The sequence below is a fragment of the Bradyrhizobium sp. IC4059 genome, assembly GCF_020193615.1.
Taxonomy (GTDB): Bacteria; Pseudomonadota; Alphaproteobacteria; order Rhizobiales; family Xanthobacteraceae; genus Bradyrhizobium; species Bradyrhizobium yuanmingense.
The window spans coordinates 373608-392990 of the sequence record NZ_JADYVH010000004.1 but is presented as its reverse complement, the minus strand read 5'-3'; the positions used below and the strand labels follow the sequence as shown (position 1 = coordinate 392990).

Sequence of the window (19383 nt, the reverse complement as noted above, 5' to 3'; positions counted from 1 at the left end):
TTCTGAGGGTTACGATACCGGGCGGGACATTAGACCAGGCGGGACCGAACGCAAAACCGCAAAAAGCCGTCCCCGGACACCGCCGGGGACATGCGTCGAGACGCTATTTCAGTACATGAAATATCGCTGCGCCATCGGCAGCACCTCCGCCGGAGCACAGGTCAGGAGCTCGCCATCGGCGTGCACTTCATAGGTCTCCGGATCGACCTCGATATCGGGCGTCGCGTCGTTGTGGATCATGCTCTTCTTGGAGATCTTGCCGCGGGTGTTCTGGACGGCATAGAGCTTCTTCTCGAGGCCGAGCTTGCGCGCGAGGCCACCGGTGATCGCGGCCTTGGAAGTGAACACCACCGAGGAGGCCGTACGTGCCTTGCCGAACGCGCCGAACATCGGCTGGTAGTGCACCGGCTGCGGCGTCGGGATCGAGGCGTTGGGATCGCCCATGGGCGCCGCGACGATGGTGCCGCCCTTGACGATGCAGTCCGGCTTGACGCCGAAGAAGGCCGGCGACCACAGCACGAGATCGGCCATCTTGCCCTTCTCGACCGAGCCGATCAGCTTCGACACGCCGTGCGCGATGGCGGGATTGATGGTGTACTTGGCGATGTAGCGCTTGACGCGGAAATTGTCGTTGTCCTTGCCCTTGTCCTGCGGCAGCGACCCGCGCTGCTTCTTCATCTTGTCCGCGGTCTGCCAGGTCCGGATGATGACTTCGCCGAGGCGGCCCATGGCCTGCGAGTCCGAGGACATCATCGAGAGCGCGCCGAGGTCGTGGAGGATGTCCTCGGCCGCGATCGTCTCCTTGCGGATGCGGCTTTCGGCGAACGCCAGATCTTCGGCGATGGACGGATCGAGATGGTGGCACACCATCAGCATGTCCAGATGCTCGTCGATGGTGTTGCGGGTGAACGGCCGCGTCGGGTTGGTCGACGAGGGCAGCACGTTCTTCAGGCCGGCGACCTTGATGATGTCAGGAGCATGGCCGCCGCCGGCGCCTTCGGTGTGGAAGGCGTGGATGGTGCGGCCCTTGAAGGCCTTGATCGTGTCCTCGACGAAGCCGGATTCGTTCAGCGTGTCGGTGTGGATCATCACCTGGATGTCGTGATCGTCGGCGACCGACAGGCAATTGTCGATCGCGGCCGGCGTGGTGCCCCAATCCTCGTGCAGCTTCAGCGCACAGGCGCCGGCCCTGATCATCTCGACCAGCGCGGCGGGCCGCGAGGCGTTGCCCTTGCCGGAAATGCCGAGATTGACCGGGAAGGCGTCGAACGACTGGATCATCCGCCCCATATGCCAGGGCCCCGGCGTACAGGTGGTCGCGAAGGTGCCGTGCGACGGGCCGGTGCCGCCCCCCAGCATCGAGGTGACTCCTGACATCAGCGCGTGCTCGATCTGCTGCGGACAGATGAAATGGATGTGGCTGTCGAAGCCGCCGGCGGTGAGGATCTTGCCCTCACCCGCGATCACGTCGGTGCCGGGGCCGATGATGATGGTGACCCCGGGCTGGATGTCGGGATTGCCGGCCTTGCCGATGCCTGCGATCATGCCGTCCTTGATAGCGACGTCGGCCTTCACGATGCCCCAATGGTCCACGATCAGCGCATTGGTGATGACGGTATCGGCCGCGCCCTGCCTGTTGGTGACCTGCGACTGCCCCATGCCATCGCGGATCACCTTGCCGCCGCCGAACTTCACCTCCTCGCCATAGGTGGTGAAATCCTTCTCGACCTCGATGATGAGGTCGGTGTCGGCCAGCCGCACCTTGTCGCCGGTGGTCGGGCCGAACATGTCGGCATAGACGGAACGCTTCATCTTGACGGACATCACAAGCCCCGTTTGCGATTGAATGTCTGGTTGGTCACAGCAAGGCCTTTGCTGCTTTCACGGCGTCATCGAATTTTTCGTCGAGCCACGCATTGCCGCCGCGGCACCCCGCCACGACCTGCGTGGCCCAGGCGATATAGTCGGCGAGATCTTCGCGCTCCCCAGCATTCGGATCGGTCTGAATGCGCGCGCCCGTATTGCTGATCTTGTCGGCGATCTTGATCAGCTTGGCGCCCGGCGATTTGTGGGGCGCGTCCTCGATTTGCTTCTGCCGCCGCTTCGCTTTCGGCAAGCTCATGTCGTCGGTGCACTCGGCAACGAGGGACGCGACCCGATCGGAAAATCTCTGCGCGAGCTCCTCGCGCGTGGTGTCGGTGTCCTCGATGGTATCGTGCAGCCAGCCGGCCGCGACCAGCTCGGCATCGGCGCCGTCGGTCGCAGTCGCGAGCAGGTTCGCGACCTCTGCGAGATGATTGATATAGGGCTCATTGCCGCGGCCCTTGCGCGCCATGCCGTTATGGCGCTGCGCGGCGAGCTCGGCAGCTTCCGAGACGAGGCGGATTGGTGAGAGCATGGAAATACCTCCGTTTCCGCCTCAACCATGCCGCGCCGTGCTCGTTCCTGCGGAGGTCACAGCTTCCCCATCACATCGCCGCGGAAGCCGTAGATCGTCTTCTTCCCCGCCATGGCGACGAGCTGGACGTCGCGGGTCTGGCCGGGCTCGAAGCGGACGGCGGTGCCAGCGGCGATGTCGAGGCGCATGCCGCGCGCCTTCTTGCGGTCGAACTTCAGCGCGGGGTTGGTCTCGAAGAAATGGTAGTGCGAGCCAACCTGGATCGGGCGGTCGCCGGTATTGGCGACCGTCAGCGTCACGGTCTTGCGGCCGGCGTTGAGCTCGATCTCGCCGTCCTGAATGAAGAGTTCGCCGGGGATCATGCTCTGCTCCTACCTGATCGGCTCGTGCACGGTGACGAGCTTGGTGCCATCAGGAAAAGTCGCCTCGACCTGGATGTCGTGGATCATCTCGGGAATGCCCGGCATCACCTGGTCGCGGGTCAGAACTTGCGCGCCTGACTGCATCAGCTCGGCGACGGTGCGGCCGTCACGCGCGCCTTCCAGAATGAAGTCGGAGATGATCGCGATCGCCTCGGGATGGTTGAGCTTGACGCCGCGGTCCAGCCGGCGGCGGGCCACGATCGCCGCCATCGAGATCAAAAGCTTGTCCTTTTCGCGGGGAGACAGATTCATGCGACATCTCTTCCGTTCAACACGTCAATTCAACCAGTCTAGTTCAGCCAGAGCCGCGGCAGGGCCGCACCGGTGCGCGCCAGCACCGTCATCATGTCGGCGCGCAAGCGCGCCGCATCTTGGGCACAGAACCGCGCCATTGCAAAGCCATTCCAGGCCGAGATTCCGGCTTCGCCGGAGAACGATTCCGACGCCTCGCGGATGCGCTCGACCAGGGCTTCGTCGCCGGGCACGATCAGGGCTGTGCCGATCGCCGCGCCACCTTTGGCGACGGCGGACCGGCCGAGCTTGGCACCGATATCGCCGTCGAGCCGGACCGTCTCGGCGAACACCAGCCGCCCGCCGCGGCGTAGCCGCCAGCGGTCGACGAACTCGCCCTGCTCCATCCGCTCGCCCATGGCGGTGCGGCCGAACACCACGATCTCGCAGAGCAGGAGCGAGGCCGCCTCGTCGAGGTCGATGTCGAAGCGGCGCTGGACGCGGGCACGGTCGAACAGAATCGTCTCCTGGGGCAGCCAGGCAAGATGCGCGTCCGCGCCGACCTTCAGGGCGATGTTGAGCTGCGCTGCCGCTCCGGGCGTGCGATAGACCTTTTCGGCGGCCGCTGTGGTCAGCGTCAGCCGCGCTGCATCCGCCGCCGCTATCTCGATATCAAAGCGATCACCGCCGGCAACACCGCCGGCCGTGTTGACGAACACGCCGGACAGGCCCTGATCTTCCGGCGAGGGAAAGCGGACGCGGAGCGAACCGGATTCATGCAAGGTGCCGCGCCGTGTCACCCCGTCGCGCGCATGCACGTCGAAGCGCACGGTGCCACGGGCACGGTTGGCCTCGAACAGCGTGGACGTGGCTGACAATTCGCTGCGCATCCGTCTCCCCCAACCGGTCGCGGCAGGTCTGTTCCGGCTTACAGCGCCATCTGGCGGCTGATCTCGCCCGGATCGAGATTGGAGCGGTCGCAGGTGAACTTCACCGCGCCGCGATCCATCACCGCGAAACTGTCGCCGAGTTCGCAGGCAAAGTCGAGATATTGTTCGACCAGCACGATGGCGATGTTGCCGAGGTTGCGCAGATACGAAATGGCGCGGCCGATGTCCTTGATGATCGAGGGCTGGATGCCTTCGGTGGGCTCGTCGAGCAAAAGTAGTTTCGGCCGCATCACCAGCGCGCGGCCGATCGCGAGCTGCTGCTGCTGGCCGCCGGAGAGGTCGCCGCCGCGCCGGCCCAGCATGGATTGCAGCACCGGAAACAGCGAGAACACATCGTCGGGGATGTGCTTGTCCTCGCGCTTGAGCGGACCGAAGCCGGTCTTGAGGTTCTCCTCGACTGTCAGCAACGGGAAGATCTCGCGGCCCTGCGGCACGAAGCCGATGCCCTTGCGCGCCCGCTCGTACGGCTTGAGGCCGGTGATATCGCTGCCGTCGAACACGATTGCGCCCGACGAGATCGGATATTGCCCGACCATCGCGCGCAGGAGCGAGGTCTTGCCGACGCCGTTACGTCCGAGCACGCACGTGACCTTGCCGGGCTCGGCCGAGATCGAGACGCCGCGCAGCGCCTGGGCAGCACCGTAAAACAGGTTGATGTCTTTCACTTCAAGCATCGGAAACACCTTTGCGGGCGAATAGCGAATGGCGAGTAGCGAATAGGAGAAGCGGCCAGTCCATTCGCCATTCCCTATTCGCCATTCGCTACCTTCCCAAATACACTTCGATGACCCTCTCGTTGGACGAGACCTGGTCGATGGTCCCTTCCGCGAGCACCGTGCCTTCGTGCAGGCAGGTGACCTTGACGCCGAGCTCGCGCACGAAGGTCATGTCGTGCTCGACCACCATGACGGTGTGGGTCTTGTTGATTTCCTTCAGCAGCTCGGCGGTGAGATGCGTCTCGACGTCGGTCATTCCCGCGACGGGCTCGTCGACCAGCAGCAGTTTCGGGTCCTGCGCCAGCAGCATGCCGATCTCCAGCCATTGCTTCTGGCCGTGGCTGAGGCTGCCGGCGAGACGATTGCGAGCCTCGGTGAGGCGGATCGTCTCCAGCACCTTGTCGATGCGTTCGGACTCCGCCTTGCTGCCGCGCCAGAACAGCGTGCCGCGAACCGAGTGGTCGACATTGAGCGCCAGCAGGAGGTTGTCCTGCACGGTCTGGCTCTCGAACACCGTCGGCTTCTGGAATTTGCGGCCGATGCCGAGCTCGGCGATGCGGGTCTCGTCGAGCCGCGTCAGGTCGGTGACGCCGTCGAACAGCACGGTGCCTTCATCCGGCTTGGTCTTGCCGGTGATGATGTCCATCATCGTGGTCTTGCCGGCGCCGTTCGGGCCGATGATGGCGCGCATCTCGCCGGGCTCGAGCGTCAGCGACAGATTGTTGATGGCGTGGAAGCCGTCGAAGGAGACGTGCACGCCGTCCAGATAGAGCATCGCGGAGGTGGCGCGGGTGTCCATGACGTTCATGACCGCTTACTCCGCCATCTTGGGTTCGGTGACGCCGCCTTCGGCCGCAGCGCTCACGGAAGTCGCGGGGGTGCGTTTTTCCTTCGACTGATCCCACCAGGCATTGAAGGTGCCGACGATGCCCTTGGGCAGCAGCAGCGTCACCAGGATGAACAATGCGCCCAGCATGAACAGCCAGTACGGCGCGAGCACGCCCGAGGTGAAGAACGTCTTGGCGTAGTTGACGACGACGGCGCCGAGCGCCGCGCCGACCAGCGTGCCGCGGCCGCCGACCGCGACCCAGATCACCGCCTCGATCGAATTGCCCGGCGCGAATTCGCTCGGGTTGATGATGCCGACCTGCGGCACGTAGAGCGCGCCGGCAACGCCGGCCATGCAGGCCGACACCGTGAACACGAACAGCTTGTAGGATTCGACGCGGTAGCCGAGGAAGCGCGTGCGCGATTCCGCGTCGCGCACGGCAATCAAGACCTTGCCGAGCTTGGAGGAGACGATGGCGCGGCAGATCAGGAAGCCGATGATCAGCGCCAGACAGCTCAGCGCGAACAACGCGGCGCGCGTCCCCTCCGCCTGGACGTTGAAGCCCAGGATGTCCTTGAAGTCGGTCAGGCCGTTATTGCCGCCGAAACCAAAGTCGTTGCGGAAGAAGGCGAGCAGCAGCGCGTAGGTCATCGCCTGCGTGATGATCGACAGATAAACGCCGGTGACACGTGAGCGGAAGGCGAGCCAGCCGAAGCAGAAGGCGAGCAGGCCCGGTACGACCAGCACCATCAGCGCCGCGAACCAGAACATGTCGAAGCCGTACCAGTACCAGGGCAGCTTCTCCCAGTTCAGGAACACCATGAAGTCGGGCAGGATCGGATTGCCGTAGACGCCGCGGGTGCCGATCTGTCGCATCAGGTACATGCCCATGGCGTAGCCGCCGAGCGCGAAGAAGGCGCCGTGGCCGAGCGAGAGGATGCCGCAATAGCCCCAGATCAGGTCGATCGCGAGCGCCAGGATGGCGTAGCAGACATACTTGCCCCAGAGCGCGACGAGATAGGTCGGCACCTGCAGGAACGAGCCCGCGGGAAGCAGCAGGTTGGAGAGCGGAATGAGGATGCCGCAGGCCGCGACGACGGCAAGGAAGATCGTCGCGCTGCGGTCCAGCGATCGCGTCAGCATGTGAGGGGTCATGCTTCCACCGCACGGCCCTTGAGCGCGAACAGGCCGCGCGGCCGCTTTTGAATGAACAGGATGATGAGAACCAGGATCGCGATCTTGCCGAGCACGGCGCCGGCGACCGGCTCCAGGAATTTGTTGGCGATGCCGAGCGTGAAGGCGCCGACGAGCGTGCCCCAGAGATTGCCGACCCCGCCGAACACCACGACCATGAAACTGTCGATGATGTAACTCTGGCCGAGATTGGGGCTGACATTGTCGATCTGCGACAGCGCGACGCCGGCGATGCCGGCAATGCCCGAACCGAGGCCGAAGGTCAGCGCGTCGACGCGCGAGGTGGCGATGCCCATGGAAGCCGCCATGCGGCGGTTCTGCGTCACCGCGCGCATTTCGAGGCCCAGCGCGGTGTAGCGCAGCATCGCGAGCAGGATCGCGAACACGGCGAGCGTGAAGAGAAGGATCCAGAGCCGGTTATAGGTGATGGTGATCTGGCCGAGCTCGAACGCGCCGCTCATCCAGGAGGGGTTGCCGACCTCGCGGTTGGTCGGGCCGAACATGGTGCGCACCGCCTGCTGCAGCACCAGCGACAGGCCCCAGGTCGCGAGCAGCGTCTCGAGCGGGCGGCCGTAGAGGAAGCGGATGATGCTGCGCTCGATCAGCACGCCGATCGCGCCGGCGACGAGAAAGGCGAGCGGCACGGCGATCAAGAGCGAATAGTCGAACAGGCCGGGATAGCGGGTGCGGATCACCTCCTGCACCACGAAGGTGGTGTAGGCCCCGATCATCACCATCTCGCCATGCGCCATGTTGATGACGCCCATCACGCCGAAGGTGATGGCGAGCCCGATCGCGGCGAGCAGCAGCACCGAGCCGAGCGAGAGGCCGTACCAGGCATTCTGCACCATCGACCAGACCGCGAGCGAATTCTGGATCGAGCCGATCGCGCTCGCGGCGGCCTTGGTGACCGAGGCCGGCTGGTCGCCCATTCCGGTGAGCAGCGCCAGCGCATCCTGGTCGCCCCGCGCCTTGAGGGTTGCGACCGCTTCGAGCTTCTCGACCTCGGTGGCCTCGGACTTGAACAGCAGGATCGCGGCTCGGGCCTCAGTGAGCGCCGCCTTGACGGATTTGTTGGCTTCCTTGGCAAGCGCGGCATCGACCGCCTCGAGCGCGGTCTCCTCGTGCGACTTGAAGACGGACTGCGCGGCTTGCAGGCGCGTTCCCAGATCCGGAGACTGCAGCGTCAGGCTCCCGAGTGCGGCGTCGACGCTGCGGCGCAGGCGGTTGTTGAGGCGAACCGCGCTCGCACTGTCGGGAACGCTGGCAACGGCCTCGCCGGTCGCAGCGTCGATCGACTTGCCGTCCGCATCGGTGACGTAGACCTTCTTACTGTCGGGATCGGCCATGAGGCGACCGTCCTGAAGCGCATTGATGATCGGAAAAGCCAGCTTGCTGCCGCTGCCCGCGATCACACCGATCGCCTCTTCCGTGTCGGAAAAATCATCGTTGGCGAATTTGGCGACCGCATCCTCGAACGGACCGGCGAAGGCCGGCAGCGCGAACGCAATCAGGAACAACGAGAGTGCAAGCGAACAGAGACGAGCGGACAAATGGGCTGGCACTGTGAATGACCCCGGCAGAAATGAGTGGAGAAGGCGGCGGGATCGCCGCCCTCTCCGGTCTTGCAATGGAGCGTCAGATCGGGATCAGGAGCCCGAGCCGAGGCACTTGTTGGACTTGGTGTTGAAGTTGCCGCACTTCTTGCCGACCCAGTCGCCGATCAGGTCCTTGGAGCCGTCGAGCTCCTTCGACCAGGCGTCGCCGGGGACGAGGCTCGGGGTCTTCCAGACCACGTCGAACTGGCCGTTGCCCTTGATCTCGCCGATGAACACCGGCTTGGTGATATGGTGGTTCGGGAGCATCTTGGAGGTGCCGCCGGTCAGGTTCTTGGCTTCGATGCCCGGGAGAGCGTCGATGACCTTGTCGGGATCGGTCGACTTCACCTTCTCGACCGCCTTGACCCACATGTCGAAGCCGATCACGTGCGCTTCCATCGGATCGTTGGTCACGCGCTTCGGATTCTTGGTGTAGACCTGCCACGCCTTGATGAACTTCTCGTTCTCCGGCGACTTGATCGACTGGAAGTAGTTCCAGGCGGCGAGGTGGCCGACCAGCGGCTTGGTGTCGATGCCGGCGAGCTCTTCCTCACCCACCGAGAACGCCACCACCGGGATGTCCTTGGCCTTGATGCCCTGGTTGCCGAGCTCCTTGTAGAAGGGAACGTTGGCGTCGCCGTTGATGGTCGAGACCACCGCGGTCTTCTTGCCGGCCGAGCCGAACTTCTTGATGTCGGCCACGATCGTCTGCCAGTCGGAATGACCGAACGGCGTGTAGTTGATCATGATGTCTTCCTGGGCGACGCCCTTGGACTTCAGATAGGCCTCCAGGATCTTGTTGGTGGTGCGCGGATAGACGTAGTCGGTGCCCGCGAGCACCCAGCGCTTCACCTTCTCGTCCTTCATGAGGTAGTCGACGGCAGGGATCGCCTGCTGGTTCGGCGCAGCCCCCGTGTAGAACACGTTACGCTCGCTCTCTTCACCCTCGTATTGCACGGGGTAGAACAGGATGCTGTTGAGCTCCTTGAACACCGGGAGCACCGACTTACGCGACACCGAGGTCCAGCAGCCGAACACGACCGAGACCTTGTTCTTGGTGATCAGCTCGCGCGCCTTTTCGGCGAACAGCGGCCAGTTCGATGCGGGATCGACGACGACGGCCTCCAGCTTCTTGCCGAGCACGCCGCCCTTCTTGTTCTGCTCGTCGATCAGGAAGAGGATGGTGTCCTTCAGCGTGGTTTCGCTGATTGCCATCGTGCCGGACAGGGAGTGGAGTACACCCACCTTGATGGTGTCGTCGGCGGCCTTTGCGCCAGTCAATGAAGCCAGACCGAGCATCAGTCCGGCGGTCGCAGCGAGCACGCCGCGGCGGCTAAATGACGCCGCTATATCGTGAGTGGATTTGTTAAACATGAGTGCCTCATCTCCCTGACGCAGACGTGAAAAACGCTGCGAAACGGCCCCACGGCCGCCTGCGGTTAACGGAATCGCAAGAACCATGCCATGGGCTGGGCACCCATCAACTTATTGAATTTGCAAAACTAATTGCCAGAAATTGAAGTTTCTCCGCAGACTTGCAGCCTAAATCATAGGCAACATAAATGTATGCGAAAGCGGCAGTCAGACTACTTTCTAAGCAAATCGCTAATGCTGGCTAAATTTCTGGCAGCAGTATTTTTGCACCGCACCCGCTGTTTTGGAGGCAAGTGCCTTGAAAGCGCCCCCTCGATGTTCCATATGAGCGTCCGAGACCTCTTGCGAATCAAGGGGTCGTAGCGAGCCGCGTGTTCTTAAGCCCTCTACGGGCCTCTGGCTTGCCCCATATCATCCAAGCCATCCGACACCCCAAACACGCAGGTGTCTTCTCGACACCCTTTTGCGCGCGCCGCGCTGATGCGCCGGGCGTTCGCTTTTGACATGGAAAGAACCCCTCTTTTGACTTCGTTTCAGGACTTCGGCCTCGCCGAACCCATCGCGCGCGCTCTTCGTGAAGAGAATTACGTCACCCCCACTCCGATCCAGGCCCAAACCATCCCGCTGGCATTGACCGGCCGCGACGTCGTCGGCATCGCCCAGACCGGTACCGGCAAGACCGCGTCCTTCGCGCTGCCGATCCTGCATCGTCTGCTCGAGAACCGCATCAAGCCGCAGCCCAAGACCGCCCGCGTGCTGGTGCTGTCGCCGACCCGCGAGCTGTCCGGGCAGATCCTCGACAGCTTCAACGCCTACGGCCGCCACATCCGCCTGTCCTCGACGCTCGCGATCGGCGGCGTGCCGATGGGCCGCCAGGTCCGTGCGCTGATGCAGGGCGTCGACGTGCTGGTCGCCACCCCCGGCCGCCTGCTCGACCTCGTGCAGAGCAACGGCTTGAAGCTTTCAAGCGTCGAGTTCCTCGTGCTCGACGAAGCCGACCGCATGCTCGACATGGGCTTCATCAACGACATCCGCAAAATCGTCGCCAAGCTGCCGATCAAGCGGCAGACCCTGTTCTTCTCGGCCACCATGCCGAAGGACATCGCCGAGCTCGCCGATTCCATGTTGCGCGACCCCGCCCGTGTCGCGGTGACCCCGGTGTCCTCGACCGCCGAGCGGATCAACCAGCGCATCCTGCAGGTCGACTTCGCGGCCAAGCCGGCCTTCCTGACCAAGCTGCTGCAGGACGAGGCGATCAACCGCGCGCTGGTCTTCACCCGCACCAAGCACGGCGCCGACAAGGTGGTGAAGACGCTGGCCAAGGCCGGGATCGCCGCCAACGCCATCCACGGCAACAAGTCGCAGAACCATCGCGAGCGCACGCTGGCCCAGTTCCGATCGGGAGAGATCCGCACCCTGGTCGCCACCGACATCGCCGCTCGCGGCATCGACGTCGACGGCATCAGTCACGTCATCAACTTCGACCTGCCGAACGTGCCGGAGACCTACGTCCACCGCATCGGCCGCACCGCGCGCGCCGGAGCCGACGGCACCGCAATCTCGCTGGTCGCGGGCGGCGAGGAGCTCGGCTATCTGCGCGACATCGAGCGGCTGATTCGCGTCGCCCTGCCGCGGGAGGACCACCGCACCGACGCCGGCCGCCGCGATGCTGGTCCCGCCCCGTCGCAGCAACGACAGGGCCGGCCGGGCGGTCGTTCGGGCCAGCGCCCACAAGGCGCACGCCACGGTGACGGACGTCGCGCCGACGAACGGCATGCCGACGGGCGCCACCATAGTGCCGGTAAGCAAGGCGACGGCAGGCACGGTGAAGGCCGGCACGCCGAGGCGAGGCATGCCGACGGACGGCCCGGCAGTGGCCCGAATGCTTCCAAGGGTTCTCGCCGCCGCCGCTCCGGTGGTAAGATGCATTCGTCGCCTGTCGACCGTCCGGAACAGCGTTCCGCGCATAGCGCCGGGACCCCTGATGGGATACAAGGCGTTGCCTTTTTGCGCCGCCAGAGTCGGCCAAACAGCCAACCGAACCGCAAACCCTATTCGCACTAGCCGTCCACGACCTGGAGATATCAATGGCTAAGGAAGAGCTGATCCAGTTCGAAGGACTGGTCACCGAAATCCTCCCCGATGCCCGCTACCGCGTGCAGCTCGACGCCGGACACGAGATCGTTGCCTATACCGCCGGCAAGATGAAGAAGAACCGCATCAAGACGCTCGCGGGCGACCGCGTGACGGTGGAGATGTCGCCCTATGACCTCGAGAAGGGCCGGCTGATTTTCCGCCACAAGGACGAACGTCCCAGCACGCCGGGCGGACCGCCCCGTCCCGGACAGCGCGGCGGCCAATTCCGCCGCCGCTAGTCGGCTGCGGCGCGGGTTCGAATTCCGATCTGTTAGGTGATCCGCCGTTGACATCACGGCGGATCAAAAAATCGTGCGCGTCCGGATTGTTTCGAACCGCTGCTTCCGATAAAATGAATTAATCGATTTTCGGCCGGACGACATTGGCATCCACCGGTACAGCCGGTTCAGACACGCTGACGACCCTTCCAGAAATTCGATCTAACCCTGCCCGCGCGAGCGGGCTCCGACATAGTGTTATCTGAGAGGGACTACCCCCGTGAGCATGGGAACCGTGAAGTGGTTTAACGCAACCAAGGGCTATGGCTTCATTCAGCCCGACGATGGCGGCCAGGACGTGTTCGTTCACATCAGCGCCGTGGAGCGCGCCGGCCTCGGCTCGCTCCGCGAGGGCCAGAAGATCTCCTACGAGATCGTGGCCGACCGCCGTTCCGGCAAGTCGGCGGCGGACAACCTGCGCGCTGCGGGCTGAGCCCGCCGGGCGCCGGCCCGATCAGCGAGCCAAAGCACAAAGGCCGTGCGCAACGCACGGCCTTTTTTTCATGTCACGGGCGGCTGACAGATCTCAACACGTCGACGGCACGTTGTTGTAGGGCACGCAGGTGACCTGACGCGGCCGCGTGTAGGAGAGATCGCTCAGGGTTACGCTCGACTTCAACACGTAGCCGATGGTGGGCGTGTAAGTGTAGTTGGCTTCGCTCAGGATGAGATAGCTCGACGGAATCAAGAGTGCCGGGGGAATCATCGTGGTGACCGTGTCGCCGGCGTTCCGAGCCGAGGTCGCAAGCGTGGCTTGCGTCGCGCCGCTCGCAATCGTGCCGGCCCTGCTCCACTGGACCTTGGCGATGCTGTTGGCGTCGATGTAGATCTGGGAGATCGTGCCCTTCACGAGCGCAGCGTCGTAAGGCATGACGACGGAGATGCTTGCCGTGAACGTATCCTTCATGCTGGCATCGTTGAGCGTGGTCGACTGCGAGGTCAAATCGGACAATGTCCGCGCGATCAACGTGATTTTGCGGTCGATCGCCACGGCGGACGAAAATTCGACAGTGCCGAAGAACATCACCAGCATCAGCGGTACGATGATCGCGAATTCGGTCGCCGCCAGCGCGCGCTTGTCGGCGACGAAGCCGCGCACGGAGCCGCGTGCATTCCTCCAGATGTTCGCAATCGCCCGCATCGGTCCGCCCAGATCCATCTGCCTCAGAAGGGTTCGTTCTTGAACGCCACCGTCGCCACCATCAGCCGCTTGTTGCTGCATCCCGCGTTGTAGCCGAGGCCGGTGACGATGAGCGGCCATTGATAGAACAGGCGCACCACGACGACCTGACCGGAGCTTCCGGCACTGTACTGCATCCCGGAGGGATTGAAGGTGCAGGAATTGCCGAAATTGGTGAGGCTGAGCGTCCCGAACGAGCTGGTGCTGACGACGTCGACGTACAGCTTGCTGCAATCGAACAGCGCCGGAATCTTGCTGCAGACGAAGGTCTTGAACGTCGTCTGATCGCATGCAGCGACTGTGTTGGGCGCGGACTGGCAGGCCGCCACCGAGCCGCCCTGCGCCTGAGCCTGGCCGGTTAGAATCGCGCGCGCGGAGTCCTGCGCGATGGTCTCGAGCACCTGGCTGGAGAAGAACATGAGCGCCGTCTCGAGGATCGCGAACAGCAGCGCGAAGAACATCGGTGCGACCAGCGCAAATTCGACGGCTGCGGAGCCGCGGCGGTTGCCGCGAAACCGGAGCAGCGCTTTCCGGAGCGTGAACCTCGTAGGTGCAGGCGATGGCATCTCGTCAAATTCCCCAGCGGCCGGCGATCATCTGCCCGTTCAATAGCGGAAACTGATTGTCTAAGTGTTTCAGACGATCCGCTTCCAACGGACCGCGCCGTTAACACCGCGTTAACCAGCGCCCGCAAGCGGGAGGAAGCACGGCATGCAACGAGGTGCCGCCCTCGAATCGAGCGGCTTGGCGGGATCGAGGCCCGCCCGTGGGCTAGTTTGGCTTGGCAGCCGCGCCGGCACCCGCACCTCCGCTGGCGCTGCTGCTCAGCGTACCGGCCTGGCTCATCGCGTTGTTGAAATAGGTGTCGCTGTCGCCGAGCGTCACGCGGCGCTGGCAAAGCGGCACGCAACTGTAGGACTCCCGCTCGACCCCGCGATAGACGGTGACGAGCCGGTCGCTCGGACCTTCGACCTGGATCTGGCGGTCCACCAGAATCTCGCCGCCGCGGTCGAGCGCGATGAAGTTGGTGGCCCCGTAGCCCTTTCCGGTCACGACGATCATGCCGCCGGGCTGGAGCGTGACGTCGGCGATCAGGGGATTGCCGACCACGATGGTCGCCACCTTGCCGGGCAGCCGCACCAGCTTGGCCTGGTCGACATTGACGGCGATGGTATCGGCGACGGGCTCGGCAAGGCTGGCGGCCGGCGAGGCCAGCACCGCAGCGGCAACCAGAACACAGACGCGCACATGACGGCGCAGCATTTCTTTACGCATACTCTTACCCCCGGGACGTCACAAACCGGCAGAAGCGACGAATACAGCGGAGCCGGTGCCCGACCCGGCTAACCTGCCTTTAATTCGTGAACGTTCCGCAAACTCGCCGCGTATTGTTTGAACGGACGGACATTTGCGGGGCCCGCCCCCTAAAGCGCGATGAGTTTTGGATGAATCGTCATCGCGCTTTAGGTTGTTGTTTACGCATGATCTTTCCGGAAAACTGCTTCGGCCTTTTTCGGATTATGCTTTAGTGCCGGAACGGAAAGGCGAGCTGCCCGCCGATCTCCTTGGGCATGGCCGCTTCGTCCTTGCCGTAGTCCTGCGGCAGCCTGCCCTCCGGCATGCGGAAGGTGCCGAACAGCACGTCCCAGATCGGGAACGTTCCGGCAAAATTGGTGTTGCCGCCCTCTTCGAGCGAGGTGTGGTGCCAGCGATGGAAGACCGGCGTCGCCAGCACGTATTTGAACGGTCCGAAAGTCCAGTTCAGGTTGGCGTGCACAAAGGCCGAGTGGAAGGTGGTGAACGGGCCGACCCAGACCATGACGTTCGGGGAGATGCCTGCCATCAGCAGCACGACGTCGACGCTGATCGTCCCGAGCAAGAGATTGACCGGATGGAAGCGCGCCGCGGAGATCCAGCCGATCTCCTCCGACGAATGATGGATGGCGTGATATTTCCAGAAGCCGCCGTCGTGGAAAAGCCGATGCAGCCAGTACAGCATGAAATCGGACAGCACCAGGAACAGCACGGCCTGCAGCCACAGCGGCAGCTGCGCCAGCGGACCGTGGCCATTGTCGTAAAAGGCGATGAGCTCGTCGGCGTCGTGGATGTTGAAGACGACGCTGGCGCCGACAACCAGCAGCCCGATCCGCATGGTGCGGGCGAACACCGGAACGAAGAACCAGTAGCAGATGTCGGTGACGATCTCCCGCTTGCGCCACCACGGCGCGCCGGGATTGCAGGCCCAGAAATGCTCCAGCACGGTGAAGACCGCCGCGAGCACCAAGGTGACCGGGATCACCTTGACGATGGTCTCGCCGAACATCAAGGCGACTTGCATGGGCAGGCTCGACATCGTCGCCTCTCTCCGCGAATTCCGCTGTAGCTCAAGGCCTACTCCGCGAAATTTAAGGGAGGGTGAAGCACGCGCCGCGATGGCGGCACATCCGGAACCGCAACGAATTTGCAGGTGCCGTCTTAAGGCGAAATTCACTCTGGGCAAAAGCATCGCGCCGGACGTGGGATTACCCGGTCGAATTAACTCTCCCGAAAGAGCTCGGCTCTCATGGTCGTCGCGTCAACGACAGCGCCGAACGAGGCGGTCCCCACCCAGACGGAGTTTTGTTCATGAAGAACTTGATTGCGCGTTTCGCGAAGGATGAATCCGGCGCCACCGCCATCGAATACGGCCTGATCGCCGCCGGCATCGCGCTGGCCATCATCACCGTCGTCAACAATCTCGGCACCACGCTGAACGCCAAGTTCAGCTCGATCAGCACCTCGCTGAAGTAAGCGGGTCCACGAACGACGGCAAAAGCCCCGGACCTCCGGGGCGTTTGTTTTTCTGAAGACGGCGAGTTCCAGTGGCGTTGCACGAGTTCAGAACCGATGCCGCGGTCGCGGCGCACGAGGCGGAAGCGGCGCAGGCCGGCTCGCCGGTCTATTGGATCTGCCTTGCGCTGCTGGTTGCGACGGTCGCGCTCGCCGCACGTATTGCCAGCTTCTGGTGAAAGCGCGTTCGTCGGCCGAGGCCCGGGCGCGCCCGTGCCGCCGTTGTCGGTTTGTTTAGCATCGCGCGCTAGCATCGCCCGAAGCAGCTCCCGCGACAAACCCAGGCCTCAAGACGCAGCCCATGATTCTCGACCTTGCGCGCCTTCTGCTCTTCCCGGCCCTGATGGCGTTCGCCGCCGCGAGCGATCTCTTCACGATGACGATCTCGAACCGCGTATCGCTGGCGCTGGTGGCGGGCTTCTTCGCGCTCGCCCTCGCCGGGGGCATGGCACCTTACGAGATGCTGAGTCATGTCGGCGCCGGTGCGCTCGTTCTGGTCGTGGCCTTCACCTGCTTCGCCATGGGCTGGGTGGGCGGCGGCGACGCCAAGGTCGCGGCCTCCGTCGCGCTCTGGTTCGGCTTCCCACATCTGATGAACTTCCTGCTCTACGCCTCGCTGTTCGGCGGCGCGCTGACGCTGCTCCTGCTGCAGTTCCGGCAATGGCCGCTGCCTTACGGGCTGGCAGGACAGGCCTGGCTCGCACGGCTGCACGCCAAGGAGAGCGGCATTCCCTACGGCATCGCGCTCGCGCTGAGCGCGCTGATGGTCTACCCGGAGACCGAATGGGTGAAGACGATCGACCTCGCTCGCCTCGCGCTGCGCTGAACGCCCCGGGTAAACCCGGCGTTAAGGCGATTTAGATACGCCTCATTAACCATGCTTTGACGAATAGCTGGTCAACTGCCGATCACGGCGGCGGCAGCGTCGCGGCGTATTGTTGGAAAGTTGAAGCGTATGAATAGGGCACGCATTGTCGTCCTGACGGTCGCCATCTGCGCCGGCGGCGTCGCCGCGTACCTGGCGAGCGGCTCCGACAATTCTGCGCCGCCTCCGGTTCCGGTCGCGCAGCTGCCGACCGTCGACGTCCTCGTGGCCAAGAACGACATCGGCCTCGGCCAGACCGTGAAGCCCGAAGACGTGCAATGGCAGACCTGGCCGACCGCGACCGCCAGCGCCACCTTCATCCGACGCAACGAGCGCCCCGACGGTGCGACCCAGGTGACCGGCTCGATCGCGCGCGCGCCCTTCATCCAGGGTGAGCCGATCCGCGACCAGAAGCTGGTCAAGGCCGAGGGTTCCGGCTTCATGGCGGCAATCCTGCCCACCGGCATGCGGGCGATCTCGACCGAGATCTCGCCGGAGACCGGCGCGGGCGGCTTCATCCTGCCCAACGACCGCGTCGACGTCCTGCTCACCCGCCGGCTCAAGAACCCGGATCAGAGCAGCGGCGCTCCCGACATCGTCACCTCCGAGATCATCCTGGCCAATATCCGGGTCCTGGCCATCGACCAGGCACCCAAGGAGAAGGACGGGCAGAACGCGGTGATCGGCAAGACCGTCACCCTCGAGCTCAATCCCGCGCAGACCGCAACGCTCTCCGCGGCGCGCCAGAGCGGCACGCTGTCGCTGGCGCTGCGCAGCATCGTCGACGTCAAAATGAGCGAGATCACGCTCGATGACTCCGCGCAGAAGCGCGACGGTGTCTCGATCATTCGCTACGGCATTCCAAGTCAGGCGGCTAAGGCACGATGAAGACAGTCGACATCAGATACAGGGCAGATTCGGCGACGATGCGGACCTCACTGGTCCGCGCCCTGTCGTTTTCGGCCGCCCTCGCGCTGGCGCTCAGCCCGACGATCGCCCCGGCAGTCGCCGCCGATTACCGCCCTGTGCCGCAGGCCGCGGCGGACGGCCAGATCAACGCGCGTTTCCTCTCGCTCGGCATCGGCAAGTCGGTCGTGATCGACCTGCCGCGCGACATCAAGGACGTGCTGGTCGCCGATCCTAAGATCGCCAATGCGGTGGTCCGCTCCGCACAGCGCGCCTATATCATCGGCGCCGCGGTCGGCCAGACCAATATCGTGTTCTTCGATTCCGCCGGGCAGCAGATTGCGGCCTACGACATCGCGGTGAAGCGCGACCTCAACGGCGTGCGGGCCGCACTGAAGCAGGTTCTGCCCAACTCAGACATCCAGATCGACGGCCTGGGCGACGGTATCGTCCTGTCCGGCACGGCCGCCAACCCTATGGAGGCGCAACAGGCCAACGAGCTCGCTGCGCGCCTGGCCGGCGGCGTCGACAAGGTGGTGAACTCGATCGTGGTGCGCGGCCGCGACCAAGTCATGCTCAAGGTGACCGTTGCCGAAGTCGCGCGCACGATCGTCAAGCAGCTCGGTATCGACCTCACCGCCAACCTCAACTACGGCACATCGGTGGTGAGCTTCAGCAACTCCAACCCGTTCACGGCCCTCGGCCGTAATCTGGTGGATGGCAACAATCTCACTGCGAGTTTCGGCGCGACGCCTTCGGTGCAGGCGACCCTGCGTGCGATGGAGAGCGCGGGCGTGATCAGGACGCTGGCCGAGCCGAACCTGACCGCGATCTCCGGAGAGTCCGCCACCTTTCTCGCCGGCGGCGAATTTCCGGTGCCTGCAGGTTATTCGTGCGATCCCGTCACGCGCGTCTGTACCACTCAGATCAGCTTCAAGAAGTTCGGCATCTCACTCAACTTTACGCCTGTGGTCCTGAGCGAAGGCAAGATCAGCTTGCGGGTGATGACCGAGGTCTCCGAACTGTCAAATGAGAATGCGATCACGCTGTCGCAGGCGGTGACCTCGAACACGGTCAACTCGCTGACGGTCCCCTCAATCAAGACACGCCGCGCAGAGACTTCGCTGGAAATTCCGTCCGGCGGCGCGATGGCGATGGCCGGCCTGATCCAGCAGCAGACCAAGCAAGCTGTCAACGGAATGCCGGGGCTGATGCAGCTCCCGATCCTCGGCACGCTGTTCCGCAGCCGCGACTTCGTCAACAATGCAACCGAGTTGGTCGTGATCGTGACGCCCTATGTGGTCCGCGCGGTGGCGCCGAAGGACCTGTCGCGGCCGGATGACGGCTTCGCTCCGCCTGCGGATCCGCAGGCGCAGCTGATCGGCAATATCAACCGGATCTACGGCGTGCCGGGCCGGACCGAAGCGGCCAAGAACTACCGCGGCACCTACGGCTTCATTACCGACTGAGGCGGAAC

The 19383-nt window shown here is 64.0% G+C and carries 22 protein-coding genes; 8 read left to right on the top strand and 14 right to left on the bottom strand.

Annotated elements, in window-relative coordinates:
- Positions 1-108: 108 nt before the first annotated feature.
- The 10 genes from ureC to urtA form a co-directional block, all read right to left on the bottom strand.
- Positions 109-1824 carry an urease subunit alpha gene (gene ureC / locus I6F12_RS15365; protein ID WP_225156759.1) on the bottom strand — a complete coding sequence of 572 codons (1716 nt, stop codon included), beginning with the start codon at positions 1822-1824 and terminating at the stop codon, positions 109-111.
- Positions 1825-1858: 34 nt separating this feature from the next.
- Entirely contained in the window at positions 1859-2398 is a 540-nt protein-coding gene (locus I6F12_RS15360; protein WP_035998123.1) for an HD domain-containing protein, read from the bottom strand.
- Between the two features lie 56 nt (positions 2399-2454).
- Positions 2455-2760, bottom strand: a complete 306-nt coding sequence (locus I6F12_RS15355; protein WP_026202067.1) for an urease subunit beta — start codon at positions 2758-2760, stop codon at positions 2455-2457.
- A gap of 9 nt (positions 2761-2769) precedes the next feature.
- Positions 2770-3072, bottom strand: a complete 303-nt coding sequence (locus I6F12_RS15350; RefSeq protein WP_007605424.1) for an urease subunit gamma — start codon at positions 3070-3072, stop codon at positions 2770-2772.
- A 38-nt stretch (positions 3073-3110) separates the two neighbouring features.
- Complete coding sequence (locus tag I6F12_RS15345; protein WP_225156758.1) at positions 3111-3941, bottom strand: urease accessory protein UreD; 831 nt, start codon at positions 3939-3941, stop codon at positions 3111-3113.
- Positions 3942-3979: 38 nt separating this feature from the next.
- Positions 3980-4675, bottom strand: coding sequence for an urea ABC transporter ATP-binding subunit UrtE (gene urtE, locus I6F12_RS15340; protein WP_036021619.1), 696 nt, complete (start codon positions 4673-4675; stop codon positions 3980-3982).
- 88 nt (positions 4676-4763) lie between these two features.
- A complete protein-coding gene (gene urtD / locus I6F12_RS15335; RefSeq protein ID WP_018646608.1) occupies positions 4764-5525 on the bottom strand; it encodes an urea ABC transporter ATP-binding protein UrtD in 762 nt (253 codons plus the stop codon).
- 6 nt (positions 5526-5531) lie between these two features.
- Positions 5532-6701, bottom strand: a complete 1170-nt coding sequence (gene urtC / locus I6F12_RS15330; RefSeq protein WP_225156757.1) for an urea ABC transporter permease subunit UrtC — start codon at positions 6699-6701, stop codon at positions 5532-5534.
- Entirely contained in the window at positions 6698-8305 is a 1608-nt protein-coding gene (gene urtB, locus I6F12_RS15325) for an urea ABC transporter permease subunit UrtB (RefSeq protein WP_225156756.1), read from the bottom strand. Before urtB ends, urtC begins: the two co-directional genes overlap by 4 nt.
- 84 nt (positions 8306-8389) lie before the next feature.
- Positions 8390-9712: an urea ABC transporter substrate-binding protein gene (gene urtA / locus I6F12_RS15320; RefSeq protein ID WP_225156755.1), complete on the bottom strand. Its 1323-nt coding sequence runs from the start codon at positions 9710-9712 to the stop codon at positions 8390-8392.
- 480 nt (positions 9713-10192) lie between these two features.
- Here urtA and I6F12_RS15315 point away from each other — a divergent pair, with 480 nt between their 5' ends.
- From I6F12_RS15315 to I6F12_RS15305, 3 genes are all read left to right on the top strand, one after another.
- Complete coding sequence (locus tag I6F12_RS15315) at positions 10193-11776, top strand: DEAD/DEAH box helicase (RefSeq protein WP_051056812.1); 1584 nt, start codon at positions 10193-10195, stop codon at positions 11774-11776.
- A 23-nt stretch (positions 11777-11799) separates the two neighbouring features.
- Positions 11800-12087, top strand: coding sequence for a translation initiation factor IF-1 (gene infA / locus I6F12_RS15310; protein WP_035998101.1), 288 nt, complete (start codon positions 11800-11802; stop codon positions 12085-12087).
- A 259-nt stretch (positions 12088-12346) separates the two neighbouring features.
- Entirely contained in the window at positions 12347-12559 is a 213-nt protein-coding gene (locus I6F12_RS15305; RefSeq protein WP_035998097.1) for a cold-shock protein, read from the top strand.
- Between the two features lie 93 nt (positions 12560-12652).
- Here the strand turns inward: I6F12_RS15305 and I6F12_RS15300 are convergent, their stop codons facing one another.
- The 4 genes from I6F12_RS15300 to I6F12_RS15285 form a co-directional block, all read right to left on the bottom strand.
- Positions 12653-13267: a TadE/TadG family type IV pilus assembly protein gene (locus I6F12_RS15300; protein WP_036021636.1), complete on the bottom strand. Its 615-nt coding sequence runs from the start codon at positions 13265-13267 to the stop codon at positions 12653-12655.
- 23 nt (positions 13268-13290) lie between these two features.
- On the bottom strand, positions 13291-13872 hold the full coding sequence (locus I6F12_RS15295; RefSeq protein WP_036021610.1) for a TadE/TadG family type IV pilus assembly protein: 582 nt from the start codon (positions 13870-13872) through the stop codon (positions 13291-13293).
- A gap of 205 nt (positions 13873-14077) precedes the next feature.
- On the bottom strand, positions 14078-14581 hold the full coding sequence (locus I6F12_RS15290; protein ID WP_035998084.1) for a pilus assembly protein N-terminal domain-containing protein: 504 nt from the start codon (positions 14579-14581) through the stop codon (positions 14078-14080).
- Between the two features lie 250 nt (positions 14582-14831).
- Complete coding sequence (locus tag I6F12_RS15285; protein WP_225156754.1) at positions 14832-15659, bottom strand: sterol desaturase family protein; 828 nt, start codon at positions 15657-15659, stop codon at positions 14832-14834.
- 272 nt (positions 15660-15931) lie between these two features.
- Between I6F12_RS15285 and I6F12_RS15280 the strand changes: the two genes are divergently transcribed.
- The 5 genes from I6F12_RS15280 (at position 15932) to I6F12_RS15260 (ending at position 19375) form a co-directional block, all read left to right on the top strand.
- Positions 15932-16096: a Flp family type IVb pilin gene (locus tag I6F12_RS15280; RefSeq protein WP_025033956.1), complete on the top strand. Its 165-nt coding sequence runs from the start codon at positions 15932-15934 to the stop codon at positions 16094-16096.
- 77 nt (positions 16097-16173) lie between these two features.
- A complete protein-coding gene (locus tag I6F12_RS15275) occupies positions 16174-16314 on the top strand; it encodes a hypothetical protein (protein WP_193760509.1) in 141 nt (46 codons plus the stop codon).
- Positions 16315-16436: 122 nt separating this feature from the next.
- Positions 16437-16961: a prepilin peptidase gene (locus I6F12_RS15270; protein ID WP_035998077.1), complete on the top strand. Its 525-nt coding sequence runs from the start codon at positions 16437-16439 to the stop codon at positions 16959-16961.
- Positions 16962-17090: 129 nt separating this feature from the next.
- A complete protein-coding gene (cpaB, locus tag I6F12_RS15265; protein ID WP_035998075.1) occupies positions 17091-17888 on the top strand; it encodes a Flp pilus assembly protein CpaB in 798 nt (265 codons plus the stop codon).
- Positions 17885-19375, top strand: a complete 1491-nt coding sequence (locus I6F12_RS15260) for a type II and III secretion system protein family protein (protein ID WP_225156753.1) — start codon at positions 17885-17887, stop codon at positions 19373-19375. Before cpaB ends, I6F12_RS15260 begins: the two co-directional genes overlap by 4 nt.
- The last annotated feature ends 8 nt before the right edge of the window (positions 19376-19383 follow it).